Below are 14,665 nucleotides of genomic sequence, written 5' to 3' on the forward strand. Positions count from 1 at the left end.
AGGTAATTAGCTTCAAGGGCCTTGTCTGGATTTTATTTTCCTTTAGTGTTCTGTCCCAATTACAAAAATAAGGGTCCACGGAATGGCTCTCACTAGCGCCGCTCTAAAAAATCCCGCAGCTGCTGGGGTAGCTGTGGTTATGGTCGTATTACTCGGTGCATTCCTCGCCGGCCACCTGCCTGTGCAACTTTTTCCAGATATCACAAATCCCCGTATCACTATTGAAGCTGACTGGCGAGCAGCTGCACCGAAGGAAGTGGAGGCAGAAATTGTTGAACCCATTGAGTCGGTTCTCCAGGGGCTTACCGGTCTTGAAATGATGCATGTAAATGCGGTCCGTGGCGGCGCCTGGGTGAACTTGGAGTTCTCTATGGGGACTGACATGGATAAAGTACTGATCGATGTGATCAGTCGTATGAGCAGTTTGCCCCCGCTGCCAAGAGATGCGCAACCTCCTAGAGTAATGCTCGGAGGTGGAGGTGGTAATTCTCCGGCTCTAACTTACTTTTTTTTACAAAAGCTACCAGGAAACTCCTCGCACCTGGATGAATATGCGGGACTTATTGAAGACGTGATACTCCCGGAACTTGAATCTGTGTCGGGGGTTGCTGGTGTTCGGGCTCAGTCTGGGCGTGCTGCCAGGGAAGAATTGCAGGTTATTTTCGACCCCTGGAAAGCGGCTGAACTGGGTATTCAGCTGCCTGCTGTGAGTCGCCAGCTCGCTTCAGCACGCGATGTTTCAGGTGGTTTTACGGATGTGGGACGCCGACGATATACCTTGCGCTTTATTGGGGAGTATAAGCCCCAGGAATTGTCAGATCTAATTCTTGAATGGCGTGATGGCCAGCCGGTCCGTCTTGGGGATATTGCAGAGGTAAAAGTCGGGCCGTCAGAAGCTCGAGGTGTCACTACCCAGAATGGTAACCCTGCGGTGTCGCTGAGAATTGATCGTAGCAATGATGCCAATATGCTTGCGACTCTCGATCTGGTTAAGGGGAAAGTTGAGGAACTCAATGAGACCAAATTGAAGAATGAGAAGCTGGTACTAGTGCAATCCTTTGATGCTTCAATATTTGTCTATCGTGCCTTGAATCTGCTTGGAGGCAACATGATTCTAGGCATCGTTCTGGCAGTGGGCGTACTCTGGTGGTTTATGCGGCGTATGCGTGCCACTTTGATTGTAGCTGCGGCAATACCGATTTCTCTTCTGGCTACTTTTGTTGTCCTGTCAGCGGCTGGGCGCAGTCTCAATGTAATTTCATTGGCGGGGCTCGCTTTCGCTACAGGAATGGTTCTCGATGCCGCAATTGTGGTTTTGGAAAATATCGTTCGCCTTAGGGAAAAGGGGCTTGATGCTAACGATGCCTCTGAGCAAGGGGCGGGCCAGGTATGGGGCGCGCTATTGGCAAGTACGGCGACAACTGTGGCAATCTTTTTACCCGTATTTTTTCTCCAAAGTATCGAAGGTCAGGTTTTTGGTGATCTCGCTTTGACCATTGCTGTTGCAGTGGTGTTTTCTCTGTTGGTCGCAGTTGCGATAGTGCCGCTGTCTGCAAAACTCTGGCTCCCCTCTATTTCCAGTGAGGATCGACTCAAGGGAGTGTGGGATTCTATAACGGGTCGTATCATGAGACTCACGGGCACACCGGCCAGGCGTTGGCAAGTCATTGGTGGGTTACTTCTGGTGCCTGTTGCCGCAACTTATTTTTTCCTACCAAATCTCGATTATCTTCCTCCGGTGAAACGTGATGCCGTGGATGTATATATGAATTACCCCTCGTCTCTGAATAAGAAAACGTTGGAGACGGAAATCGTTAATGAGCTGGATCGCCGTATGGCGCCCTATATTAGCGGTAACAAGGAGCCCGCACTGAAAAATTATTACGTCATTACCTGGCCGGGGGGTGGCAATATGGGGGTGCGGGTAAAGGATATGGATATGGCCAAGGAGATGGAACGGATTTTGCGTGAAGAGGTTTTGGTTGATATCCCTGATCTTCAGGCCTTTGCCGCTCGAGGTAACTTGTTTAGCCGCTTTGGGGGAGATCGGAGTATTGAGTTACACCTTCAATCTCGAGATGCCGATGCGCTAATGGGTGCAGCAGCTCGTGGTGTAGATGTCATTGAATCCATATTGCCTGGGACACCAGTGCAAACTAACCCCGGCCTGTCCCTTTCTGAGCCTGAGCTAAGTGTTATACCAAATGACCGTGCCATGCTTGAGCAGGGTTGGAATCGCCAGGATATGGGGGGCTTGATCCGTACTCTGGGTAACGGTCTTTATGTGGGTGAATATTTTGATGGTGAAAAACGCCTGGATGTGATTTTCAAAGCACAGCCCTGGAGTATGCCGGAACAACTACAGAATACTCCGTTGGTAACACCCCGAGGCGATGTCGTCCCTCTAAGTCAGCTCGCAGATGTGAAACGCACGGTTGGGCCAGGCAGTCTCCGCAGAGTCGATGGGCGCCGCACCATCACTCTTCACATTGTCCCACCAGATGATGTCTCTTTAGAGAAAGTACGGGCATTGTTAGAGGCAGAGGTATTGCCGGAAATTCGAAAGGCTCTGCCGGAAGACGGTAATATTTTGGTGGGAGGAAATGCGAGTGATCTGGATAAAGCGCTGATATCTCTTTCACAGAATTTCATCTTGGCATTGCTAATTTTGTTTTTGTTAATGAGTGCTTTATTCCGCTCTCTGCGCGATGCAAGTTTGGTACTCCTCACAGTGCCACTGGCAACAGTGGGAGGTGTGTTGGCGCTACAGCTGTTGAATCTGATTAGTTTCCAGCCACTCGATTTACTTACCATGATTGGTTTTGTGATTTTATTGGGGCTAGTTGTGAATAATGCGATTCTTCTTGTTCATCAAACCCGTGTAGCGGAAGCTGCTGGTTCATCTCGGGTTGAGGCAGTGGAGCAAGCACTACGGCTGCGCTTGCGCCCAATTTTTATGAGCACCCTAACTAGTGTTTTCGGTATGTTACCTCTGCTGATCGCCCCGGGTGAGGGCAGTGTGATCTATCGTGGTTTGGCTGCGGTGATTGTTGGCGGCATGGCTGTTAGTACTTTGTTTACATTGGTTTTATTACCTTCATTATTGCAAACAGGACGTTTACCCCTTCCCCAATTTACCCGCTTACGCCAAAGACTGGTAGTGAGGAGTTCCCAATGAAAAAACTAATAGCTTGTATTGCTTTATCCTTTGCCGGTGGGGGGCCGGTGTTAGCACAAAATAGTGCTACTGCGGTTTTGGTAGATAGGGCGGAAATTCGTGAGATAGCGCCGAGCCAATGGTCGGCGGGCAAGGTAGTGAGTCGCAGGGATATTCGAATATCTTCGGAGTTGGATGGATTATTGGAGTTTGTTGCGGAACCGGGCAGTTTTATAAGGAAAGGGGAGCCGCTTTCCAAGTTGGATACAACTCATTGGCAGCTGCAATTGCGCAATAGTGAGAGTCGTATCGCTCATTTACGCGCTCGCCTTACTTACATGGATGCTCAATTGAACCGACTGAGCGCGCTAGCTGAGAGTAATAGCACCTCGCGTGCGGCCCTAGAGGAACAGCAGGCGGAAAGGGAAGCAATGGCTCAGGATTTATTGGCCGCTGAAATTGAGCGTGACAGACGTGCTTATGAACTTTCCAAAACCACTATTGATGCACCATTTGATGCTTTAGTGGTTAGTCGTGAGCTGCAGGCGGGGGAATATGTGCGCACAGGGTCAGAACTCCTGCGAGCGTTGGATATGTCACAACTCGAAGTGGAGGCGGATATCCCGATGAGAGCGCTGCGATTAATTGGCGCTGGGGATATGGTTTCCTTGCGTAGTGACGGTGTATCTGTTTCGGGGGGTGGGGATAATGGTGGGCGTGTTTTTACTGGTCGAGTTCGACAGTTTGTGCCAGTGGCCAGCGATAATTCCCGCCGTGTAAAACTGATGGTTGAACTACCGCAGAGCCCCGCTGAGCATAGAGATTGGATTGCAGGAATGCCGGTACAGGTATCAGTGCCCATCTCTGAGGCCCGCGCGACAACGACAGTACCAAGGGATGCTCTGGTTTTACGAAATGGGGAAACCTTCGTGTATCGAGTAGGTGAGGGAGACAAAGTGGAGCGGTTGTCTGTTCGTATCGGCAGTGGTGACGGCGAATGGGTATCGGTTAGTGGCGACCTTGCCAATGGTGATCGGGTGATAGTACGCGGTGCCGAGCGCTTGCAGCCGGGGCAGGAAGTTAAGGTATTGTCGGAAGTGGTTCGCGATAAAAAACCGGAACAGGTGATTAGCGGTATTTAGATTTCCACAGGGGCCCTCCATCCTATTCCTCTTCTTATTTTTCTTTAATCGGGGTGATTAACGAATTAGTGGTTACCCTGGTTTCTTATCTTTTTAGCCTAACTACTTCAGCTGCGTGTTTTCTGCCTTGCTCTTGATATCAATATCTATGTAAATGTTAATTATTTTTATTAGCTAGTATGCCCCTCATTCTATAATATGCCCCCGAAGATAGTATTTAAGTGCTGCTTGATATCCTGAGTGGGTGTCGGTTTGAGATCGTAGGACGATATCCATATCGAGCCCGAAGCCGGTGTACGCGTAGAGCAGGATAGCTATGCGCTTCTCATTGCCTTTGCGCAGTACGATGTAACAGAGTCACTGTCTGTTGGAATTAAGATTGATAATCTCACTAATGAGAAATATCTTAACAGCCTGTATTGGACCCTGGGTTTCGGTGCTCAACGCCAGGCACTGATGACGGTCAACTGGCGTTACTAAACGTCGGGCGAATCCCATTTCAGCATAACCCGGTACTTGTACCGGGTTTTCTGCCTTCAGTTTTAGGCAAATGATATGCGTCAACTTCTGGTTTTGCTCCACCGTTATCTCGCTGACAACAGCGCTCTTTCTGATAGTTTCCGGGCTGACCGGCGCTGTTATTTCCTGGGATCACGAGCTGGATGAATGGCTCAACCCCCACTTGTATAAAGTGGCTTCCAGTGGAGAGCCTCTGTCCTCAATTGAGCTGGCTGATCGCCTGGAGTAATCCCTGCCACAAGTCCAGGTTTCCTATTTTGAGCTGGTACAGGAGCCTGGTCACACCCAATATTTTTGGGTGGAGCCGAGAGTTAATCCCGCCAGGGGAAAGCTCTTTTCTGTCGATTACAATCAGGTTTTTGTCGACCCCAGCAGCGGTGAGATTGTCGGTAAACGGGAGTGGGGCCAAGTTTGGCCTATAAGCTCCGAGACGCTGATGTCTTTTCTGTACAAGCTTCACTGCGGTTTACATATTCCCGAATTCTGGGGAACAGATCACTGGGGTATCTGGCTACTTGGCGTGATAGCGCTGGTTTGGACTATCGATTGCTTTATTGGCTTTGCCATTACCTTGCCGCGTCGACAAGAAGCAGGGAGAAAATCGGGGCGCAGCTGGTGGCAGCGGTGGAAGCCGGCCTGGAGCATCAAAAGAGGCGCCGGTTCTGCACGTTTAACTTTTGATTTACATAGGGCGTTCAGCCTGTGGACCTGGGCATTGCTGTTCATCATTGCCTTTACCGCTTTTTCTCTGAACCTGTATCGCGAGGTGTTTTTCCCTGTGATGTCACTGGTTTCCGATGTCACCCCTTCACCGCTGGAGCAGAGAACCCCGAATGATCACGACAACCCTATTGCGCCTACGCTGACCTATCGGGATATCGTAAAGATAGGCGAGCAGGAGGCGGTAAAGATAGGATGGCAGGAGCCCCTGAATTCAATGTGATATACACGGGAGTGGGGTATTTACCGTGTTGAATTTTTCGATGCCAGCGCTGGACACGGTGCCGGTGGTGTGGGCCATAAGGCATTTTTTTTTGATGGTCATAGCGGTGAATATCTCGGAGGCTTCATTCCTAGGGAGGGCACGGCTGCTGATCTATTTGTACAAGCTCAGTTCCCGGTACACTCCGGCTAAATTTCAGGGATACCTGGTTGCGCGATGATTTCGGTGATGGGGGGTATTGCGATGCTGAGCGTGACCGGCATTCTAATCTGGGTGCGTAAACGCCGTGCGATGTTAGCCAGCCGAGCGAGCAATGAAGCGCTACTGAGTGCTGCTGTCTAATGAAATATTGCTACTGGGGAATAATGCATTGCATTGGAAAGTAATCTGGGGATTTCCTTCCGCCCGCCTTACCCTTGGGGGATTGCATTTTTACTGATGGTGGTAACTGATGCGTCCCCTTATCGTTCTCTTCTTATCCCTGTTTTTTTCAGTTGCCTTGGCTCAGGATCGAGTGGACCGACTTCCTCCGGGCAGCGAGCCTGTAAAAGTGAACAACCAGACTTTCTTTTACAATAACGGGTATTTCTACCGCAAAGGCCCTGATACTTACACGCGTGTTGAGCCGCCTTTGGGGGCGCGGGTATCCAGAGTACCAATAGGTACGTCCATTGTCCTCGGCAGTTTGCGTTATAGGTTGGCTGGCAATGGTACCTTCTTTTTATTAGACCCCAAAGACAATAAATATGTTGTCATCACACCACCGGCTAATTGGCAGTATGTCAATCGCAATCCGCTGGCACCCAAGAAAAAGATATATCCCCGTGCTTACCCACCCCGGCACGCATTACATCACTCACAGGGTAAACGTTTGAGTCGCAAAGACCGGGAGCTTTACTGCGAGGCTCGGGCAGCAAATTTGTTGCGCAGGACCGAGCGGCCAGGGCAAGTATCCAGGATAGCAATGCGCGAATATCGCAAGGTATATCGAAAATGTCTGCGTCAAAGTCGACGCTTAAGATAAATTAGCAGAGTGTTGATTTGGCTGGGCTACACTAGAGAATATGGCCCAATAGGCGCCTTTTTCATTTGTGCCGGATTTTTCTTCACGGATAGATGTGTTTTATGGTGGGTGCCAGCCTTTTAATCCCCCGTCGCATTGCCCGCAATTATTCTTTTTTCCTGCGTTTGTTTTTACCCACTCTGCTGTTATTGGCCTTTACCTGCCTGTCGGTATCCACTTCAGCCCAGCTTCCCGGTGGCAAGCCAAAAGAATTTACGCCGGAAGTGCCAGACTTTGCCGACCCCTCTGCAGACTGGTGGACCGGTTGGACCAATGCTTCTCCTGAAGAACGTCGCGAGTGGTTGAGTATATTGATTACGAACTGGCGGGAATGGGAGAAGGATATACCCGAAGATGACGAAGTACTACAAGAGGGGGCAGCAAAGATAAGTCAGAGTTTGCAAGGTATTACGATCACATGGAAAAAACGGGAGGAATACCTGAAAGTCTCCATAATGCCGGATTTGGAGTTTCCTGGAAACCCTACAGTATTGGAGTGGGCCAAGGCAGATTCGGAGATTAGTCGCGGTCGACGCAGGCTGAAAGGTGTGGAGCTGCAGGCGCGCCAACTTAAATCGACTCAGTCCCAGTCGTTGTCCCTGCTGCGCAAGCAGGTAATTGTATTGCGGGATTCCAGCGGTCGGGAAGAGGATGAAGCTGCGCAGGCACTATTGCTGGCACAGATTAATCATCTCAATATTATTGAGCAGCTCAGCACCGTTAATAGTTTCCTTGGTATTTGGCAGGACAAAATCAAGGAGGCCGAAACCAAATTGCGCCGTATGCTGGACTCGCTGGTGTATTCCAGCGAAGACGCTAAGGAGATTGAAGATGATATTGCCAGTAGCGACAAAAAAATAGAGCGCATTTCCGGCACCCGCACTAGTATCCAGAGCACAACTGAACCCTCAACTGATCCCACCATCAATATGCAAAAAGATCTCACTCTGATGCAGCTTGAGGTCGACCTTCTGGAGGAGCAGCTGGATAAGCGTAAAAGCGAACTGCTGCAATCAATCAATGAGGTTCTAAATGAAGAGGGGGAAGAGCGCCCACTGATCATCAGTCGTGACCTCTTGGAAAATGCCAACACGATAATTGAGGATGCTTCACGGGAACTGGCGGTGCGTCAGAGGCAGGTGGTTGCCTGGCGTGCAGATGAAGAAGATGAGGACCTGAGTCGCTGGTGGTCTTACTTCGCGAGGATTGGTAGCGGCCTCGCCCGTGCCAATGACCTCGAGCAGGATATCCAGCGCTATGAGAAAGCCCAGTTGGAGGTCTATCGAGAGCGACAGGGATGGTGGGCAACTGTGCGCGAGCGAGTTTCCCTGGGTGCCCGAGAGGCCTATAACCGCTGGCGTAAGCTGGCGGATTACCAGTTGTTTACCATTACCCAGAACCCGATCACCCCGCGGCTAATTGCCAAGATAATTGTGGTACTGGTGGGTGTCTGGTTGCTGTCGGGGCTGACCCAGGCCTTTCTGCGTCGCTTAGTGCGCAGGGAGCATGCCAGCGAATCCTCAATGTATAACCTGGGCAGGGTGCTGCACTACACCTTTATCGCTATCGCCTTGATTGTGGTACTGAGTATGCTGGGCCTGGATACTTCCAAGCTTGCACTGGTAGCCGGGGCCTTGTCGGTGGGTATCGGTTTTGGCTTGCAGGCGATTTTCTCTAATTTTATTTCCGGGCTGATTCTGCTGTTTGAGCGGCCGTTGAAGGTGGGGGACTTGGTAGAGTTGGAGTCGGGAGTATTCGGCCGTATTCGCGATATCAACGTGCGTTCAACGCGCATTACTACTCGCGACAATGTGGATATCCTGGTCCCTAATACAGAGTTTGTTGCGGGGAGAGTGATCAACCATACGCTGGATGATCCGGTGCGCCGTATTCATGTTTCTTTTGGAGTTTCCTACGCTTCTGACCCTGATCTTGTAAGAGAAGCAGCGCTGGAGGCAGCTTCCCGGGTAAACATTACTCACACTGATTGGAAGCGGAAAACAGAAGTCTGGCTGATGGGCTTTGGTGAGAACTCGCTCGACTTCAAACTGGTGGTTTGGGTGAACAGCAATATGGTGACCTCACTGGGAGATTCTTACGCCCTGTACAACCTGGAGCTGTTGCGAGAATTTCGCGAGAAAGGCATTGAAGTACCATTCCCGCAGCGGGACCTGCACCTTCGCAGTTGGGATGTGCCCGCACTGGTTGCGCGGCCATCCAGGAAGTAGCTTTGCCCCATTCGTGCTGACACCTTGGAGTTTTCATAGTATTTTCCTGTTGCCGGCAATTTGCCGGCGTAATTTCTTCTACCGGTGTTACTGCGTTTTCTCACAGGGCGCTGATGAAATCACGATAAGGGAACGCCCGTGCTAATCATTCCCATCCAGAACAAGCCTGATTGGCGACGCCCGCCACTGATGTGCTTTGCATTGATCGCCCTTAATCTACTGATGTTTGTTTTCTATCAGGGTCGAGATGAGGTTCGTTGGCAGGAGGCTGAGGATTACTATTTTGAAAGTGATTTGCCAGACCTCGAGGAGCAGCACTTTCTGATGTACGTCAATGAAGTGCGCCCGGAGTGGCGCGCGCAGATGGGCGTGGAAGGCGAGGAATTCTTCTACCGGGAGTCTCTCGGTAACCTTGAATTTCATCGATGGTTGCTCCCCAAGCTTGAGGCCGAGGGTGAGACCGAATGGCTGCGACAGCGGCAGGAGTTCGCCCAGCTGCGGGACAGGGTCAGCTCTATTGCGTTGGGGTTAACTCCAGCAGAGCCCAGTATCGCCGGTGCCTTTGGTCATATGTTCTTACACGGAAGCTGGGATCATCTTATTGGCAATATGGTGTTCCTGTTACTGTTTGGTCTGTCAGTAGAGCTGGCTTTGGGTGGGCTCTGGTTTACAGGCTTGTACTTGGTTGGCGGCCTGGCGGCAGCAGGGTTGCATATGCTGGTGGAATCCGGCAGCAATGTGCCAATGGTGGGAGCCTCCGGCGCGGTGTCGGCAATTATGGGCATGTTCGTAGCGGTCTATGGCGTTCGCCGTCTGCGTTTCTTTTACACCATTGGTTTTATTTTTGGCGAGTTCAGTGCGCCTGCTCTTCTGGTATTACCCCTGTGGTTGGGGAAAGAGATCTTCGGCTATTTATATGGGGATGCCAGCATTGCCTACTGGGCTCATACCGGCGGATTGCTCGCGGGGTTCGCTCTGACCCTGGCGGTATTGTACTGGCGACCGATGGTAGAACCAATGCCAGAGGAAGAGGAGGCCCCGTCTCCTCAGAGGGTCGCCCAGTCGCGCATTGAGCGCTTTATGGAAGAGGGAAAAATCCTGGAGGCTACTGAGGCAGCGGCTTCAGCGGTACGGCAATATCCCGAGGTGCTGGCATTAATTGAGCGCTATATCGAGTTGACTGCAGCTGCACCAGAAAGCGAGGGCTATCACCGGGCTAACCTCGCTCTATTTGCCCTGGCTGGAAATCCGGCGGTGGATGGGCATATCCTGGCAAGCGGCTATCGCCGCTACCTGAAGGCAACAAAAAAGCCGAGGGCTCTTACCCCTAAGGCGAATTTGCTGATGGCCCGGCGCGCAGCGGAGGAGAAGGACTGGCCGTGGCTGGAGGAGTTACTGCGCCGCTTGAAGCAACAGCAAGTGAGCCACCCTTTAATACCCAAGCTGGGGATGGCCCTGGTCAACTACTATCGTCGCCTGGGTGAAGAGGGGCGCGCTCGGGAAATGAAAGAGTTGACCCAGGATATGGCGGCCTCAGGTTGAAGGCCCCAGATTCGCCAAGCCTTAGAATAAATAAAAATAGAATATTGAGGGTAGAGTGAGTCGTTATATTTTAACCGGAAGTGAAATTGACGAGATGGAAGGGGAGCGCAAGGTGCATTTCCTGAATGCCAATGCGGTGCGTAAGAATAAACCCCTGGGTGATCTTACCGGAATATCCGGCTTTGGTTTTCATTTGATCGAAATCGAGCCTGGCTATGAATCCACAGAGTTTCACTGTCACTACTTTGAAGACGAATGTGTGTATATCCTGGAGGGCACGGCGGAGGTACGCATTGGTGACGATCTCCATCGGGTTTCTGCAGGGGACTTTATTGGCTACCCCGCTGGTGGACCAGCACATGTAATGCGCAACGTGGGAGAAGTGACTATACGCTGTATAGTTGTTGGCCAGCGGCTGCCCCATGATGTTGCCGATTACCCGGAAAAAAACCAGAGGATTTACCGTAATAATGGGTTGCCTTGGGAGTTGGTTAACCGGGATGATATCGAGCACCCGAAGTAGTCGTAGCTCATGGCAAAAGAAGGAGTTCTTAGCTTATGCCTGAGAAAATCCGCGTCTTCTATAATTCTGCCTGCCCGGTTTGCAAAGCGGGTATCTCAGCACAGAAGAAAAAAACTGCGTCCTGCAAAGTGGATTGGGAAGATGTTCATGTTGATCAGGATAAAGCCAAGCAGCTGAATGCTGAATTAGAGTTTATACGTGAGCGGTTGCATGTAGTGGATAAGGATGGGAACCTGAAAGTGGGATACGAGGCATTTATTACAATCTGGGAGAATTCTCCAAATGAGCAATGGAAGGCCAGGGTTTCGAAGCTGCCTGGCCTGAGATGGTGTTTGAATAAACTCTATAATGTTTTTGCGCGTGGGCTGTATCTGTGGAATCGGGCTTTAAAGCACTGGTAGCAGATAAGGAATTAAGATGAATTATTCAAGGTAACTGCCATGGCAGCTATCCCTGGTAGTTATTCAACGTGCTTTGGTGGTGCTGCTTAGTACTTTCCATAGGGTATCTATTTCGGAGCGCAAAGCACTTTCCGGGAATTTTTGCCGGATAAAGTGCAAGAGTTTTTTTGCCAAATCTTCTCGCCCCAGTCCATCCATATACACTTGTGCCAATAACAGATAGGCAGCATCGAGGTGGGGATAGGGCTCTTTGTGCAGGTTATTTAACAACTGCGCAGCAAATTGGTACTTGTGTTGTTGATATAGCACCTTGGCCAGTGCATGACGAACTTCGGGTTTATGCACTGGTGGAGCGGGCTCTGTAGCTAAGTAAAGCTCAGCGGCTTTGTACACACGATTAATCTGTACAAATTTTTCCAACAGATGTGGCCCCAATTCCTGCAGGGCTTTTTTATCCTCAGTTGCCAGCAACAGACGGTAGTAGCGTTCGTTTAATGTTTCATCATTGGGGAAGCGGCGCAGCCCATCTACCAAAGCTTGGCGAGCCCCTTGGTAATCTCCCTCACGCAAAAATATTTGCGCTTCTGCCCGGGCCCGCTGGCACAGGAAGTCATTTTCCTCCAGGTAATTTTCATCCTCCTCTTGCGACGCTGTTATTCCCAGTTTTTGTTGCCGGGTCAGGCAGATGTAGCCCATGATGGCACTTGAGACTACATAGAAATAAGAGGTAACAGCTGCGGCTGTTGGCATAATCGCCCAAGAAGGGAGCTTTTCGGCAACGATGGCCATTAAGACAGTGGGAGCAGAGGAAATCATGCCGGTGATAATCCATAGCAACCAGTAAGGCCAGCCTATAATCAGGGTAAATTCCAGCAACTTAAGAGGATTGATAGCTGATCTTAAACTGTGCGTCACGGCTAATACGATCATTGCAGCTGGCGCTAAAAGGGAAAGGGCGATCGTGTAAAGCAGGAAGATATTTTCGCTTTCGGTGAACTGTATCAGCTTGAAGCCTACAAAGCCGGCAATTAAAGTCATGGCAATAACCTTGATAAGAAGTATTGCACCATTGCCATCCAATGCATCGGTTAACGGCGGAGCCTCCATTTGACCCCCAGCCAGCTTTTCGATAACTAAAAGATTGTATCTGGATACTACTGCGACAATTGTCACCAAGGCGATAATACTGATCAGGCCCATTGAGCTAATAGCTAAGCTACCCGCAGCAGCTATACCCATAACTGTTAATGGGCCAGGCTTAAAAGCGTAGAGAAAATAAAAAAGCCCCATTTGCCAAAAAGGCTTGGCGCTATTGCTGGCTCCAATATATTCCAGATGTTCGCGACAAAGGGGACAGTCTGGACCCTGCCCGTGATAATTGGCACTGGAACCGGGGATACATTCACTACAGTATTGGCGGTTACAAGGTTGGCACTGCCAAGATGCATTTTTACTGGTGTGATAGTGGCAGGATTCAGCCATTCATTATTCCCTACTATTTTCTTTGCGAAAAATTATTTTTGTCCTATGTCACAGTTTATCTGTCGACTGGGTGGCGGTGCAATCATCAAGTATTTTTAATGTCCTGTTAGAATGCAGGAGATTTACCGATAAAATTGGTACACAAGTTTCAAAATAGGTGTTGTATGACAAAGGCTATGCATGTTTATTTGGTGGAGGGCTCGGCGCCAGAACCCTGGGGAGAATCAGCGTTACTGAGCTTTGATGGTAGCTCCGCCATTATTCATATTAGCGCTGTAAAAGGCGCTGCGTTGGTTGCAGCGCAGAAAGCTGCTCGCAAGCTCGAAGGGATGGGGATCAATGAGGTTGTCCTCAAAGGAGAAACCTGGGACCTTGAGAGCCGTTGGGCATTTTGGGCAGGTTTTTTTAATCCTCGTAAGCCCAATAAAATTGACTGGGGTACTGAAGACAGTGCCGAGTTGAAAGAACTTGCTGCCCGTGAAAATGCCAGCCGCTGGGTTCGTGAAATTACTAACGGTACGCCCGATGATGTGTCTCCGCGTGTATTGGCCGAGAGCGCTGCAGAAATGTTGCAGAAGTTGGCCCCTAATTCAGTAACTTACCGAATAGTCGCCGGGGATGACCTGTTGCGTGAAGGGTTTGTAGGCATCCACAATGTTGGGCGCGGCAGTGTGCGCGAGCCGGTGATGTTACAGCTGGACTTTAACCCTACAGGTGATGACCAAGCACCGGTAGATATGTGTTTGGTAGGTAAAGGGATTACATTTGATTCCGGTGGTTACAGTATTAAGCCTTCCAGCAATATGGCGACGATGAAATCTGATATGGGTGGCGCCGCTATGGTAACCGGGGGCTTGGCACTTGCCATTTCCAGAGGCCTGACCAAGCGGGTTAAGGTCTATCTGTGCTGTGCAGAAAACCTGATTTCCGGTCACGCCTTTAAACTGGGTGATATTATTGAATATAAGAATGGCGTGAGCGTAGAGATATTGAATACCGATGCTGAAGGGCGATTGGTATTGGCTGATGGCTTGATTGCGGCCTCGGAAGAAGAGCCCCGCTGGTTACTGGATGCCGCTACTCTTACTGGCGCAGCAAAGATGGCTGTAGGTCGGGATTTCAACTCTATCTTTAGTTTTGAAAATGAAGCAGCCCAAAAGGTATTGTCAGCAGCCGCTGAGGAAAATGAAAAAGCGTGGCGACTGCCGTTAGAGCGTTTCCATCTTGAACAAACCCCGTCTAACTTTGCCGATATCGCCAATGTTGGTATTGAGGGAAGTCCTGGTGCATCTACGGCAGCCTCCTTCCTGGCGCGCTTTGTACGGGATGAAGGTCGCAATTGGGTGCATATGGATCTGTCCGGTTCTTACCAGCCCAGTGGCAACGATCAGTGGGCCCCGGGTGCTAAGGGGCACGGTTTGCGTACTATTGCTCGCTTCCTTATGGATAATTAGCAACCGGTAATTAATGCCAAATACCATACAAAACGTGCCTAACTGGTAGGCGCGTTTCTTTTACCCCGTCCCTAGTACCTGTAAGTCATTAAAAAAATTGTATTCCAGCTGGAAACCGGGATATTAGTAACGCTCTGCTAATTGAGGTATTTCGATTCTGGTTCGTTAGCAGGTACTTGGGCCTGGAAGTGTTCGCCAGGCAGATCAGATT

9 protein-coding genes and 1 pseudogene are annotated in these 14,665 nt (G+C 50.2%); 9 read left to right on the forward strand and 1 reads right to left on the reverse strand.

The features are described from left to right. The first annotated feature begins 82 nt into the window (after window positions 1-82). The 8 genes and pseudogenes from BTJ40_RS02080 to BTJ40_RS02120 all read left to right on the forward strand — a co-directional run bounded on the left by BTJ40_RS02080 (window position 83) and on the right by BTJ40_RS02120 (window position 11,518). Complete coding sequence (locus tag BTJ40_RS02080) at window positions 83-3,178, forward strand: efflux RND transporter permease subunit (protein ID WP_108731563.1); 3,096 nt, start codon at window positions 83-85, stop codon at window positions 3,176-3,178. Beyond that, on the forward strand, window positions 3,175-4,299 hold the full coding sequence (locus BTJ40_RS02085) for an efflux RND transporter periplasmic adaptor subunit (RefSeq protein ID WP_108731564.1): 1,125 nt from the start codon (window positions 3,175-3,177) through the stop codon (window positions 4,297-4,299). Before BTJ40_RS02080 ends, BTJ40_RS02085 begins: the two co-directional genes overlap by 4 nt. A gap of 550 nt (window positions 4,300-4,849) precedes the next feature. Then, window positions 4,850-5,761 (forward strand): annotated as a pseudogene (locus tag BTJ40_RS02095) (PepSY-associated TM helix domain-containing protein). A 451-nt stretch (window positions 5,762-6,212) separates the two neighbouring features. Then, complete coding sequence (locus BTJ40_RS02100; protein WP_108731565.1) at window positions 6,213-6,785, forward strand: DUF6515 family protein; 573 nt, start codon at window positions 6,213-6,215, stop codon at window positions 6,783-6,785. 101 nt (window positions 6,786-6,886) lie between these two features. Further along, the gene (locus BTJ40_RS02105; protein WP_108731566.1) at window positions 6,887-9,052 is read left to right on the forward strand and encodes a mechanosensitive ion channel family protein; all 2,166 of its coding nucleotides are present in this window, start codon (window positions 6,887-6,889) and stop codon (window positions 9,050-9,052) included. Window positions 9,053-9,190: 138 nt separating this feature from the next. Beyond that, entirely contained in the window at window positions 9,191-10,594 is a 1,404-nt protein-coding gene (locus BTJ40_RS02110) for a rhomboid family intramembrane serine protease (RefSeq protein WP_108731567.1), read from the forward strand. A 55-nt stretch (window positions 10,595-10,649) separates the two neighbouring features. Then, complete coding sequence (locus BTJ40_RS02115; RefSeq protein WP_108731568.1) at window positions 10,650-11,117, forward strand: cupin domain-containing protein; 468 nt, start codon at window positions 10,650-10,652, stop codon at window positions 11,115-11,117. A gap of 35 nt (window positions 11,118-11,152) precedes the next feature. Continuing rightward, complete coding sequence (locus tag BTJ40_RS02120; protein WP_108731569.1) at window positions 11,153-11,518, forward strand: DUF393 domain-containing protein; 366 nt, start codon at window positions 11,153-11,155, stop codon at window positions 11,516-11,518. A 63-nt stretch (window positions 11,519-11,581) separates the two neighbouring features. Here the strand turns inward: BTJ40_RS02120 and BTJ40_RS02125 are convergent, their stop codons facing one another. Then, window positions 11,582-13,000, reverse strand: a complete 1,419-nt coding sequence (locus BTJ40_RS02125) for a hypothetical protein (protein ID WP_108731570.1) — start codon at window positions 12,998-13,000, stop codon at window positions 11,582-11,584. A gap of 164 nt (window positions 13,001-13,164) precedes the next feature. Between BTJ40_RS02125 and pepB the strand changes: the two genes are divergently transcribed. Continuing rightward, window positions 13,165-14,454 (forward strand): aminopeptidase PepB, encoded by a 1,290-nt coding sequence (gene pepB, locus BTJ40_RS02130; protein ID WP_108731571.1) that lies wholly within the window; start codon window positions 13,165-13,167, stop codon window positions 14,452-14,454. Window positions 14,455-14,665 lie beyond the last annotated feature (211 nt).

It is taken from the genome of Microbulbifer sp. A4B17, from assembly GCF_003076275.1.
GTDB lineage: Bacteria > Pseudomonadota > Gammaproteobacteria > Pseudomonadales > Cellvibrionaceae > Microbulbifer.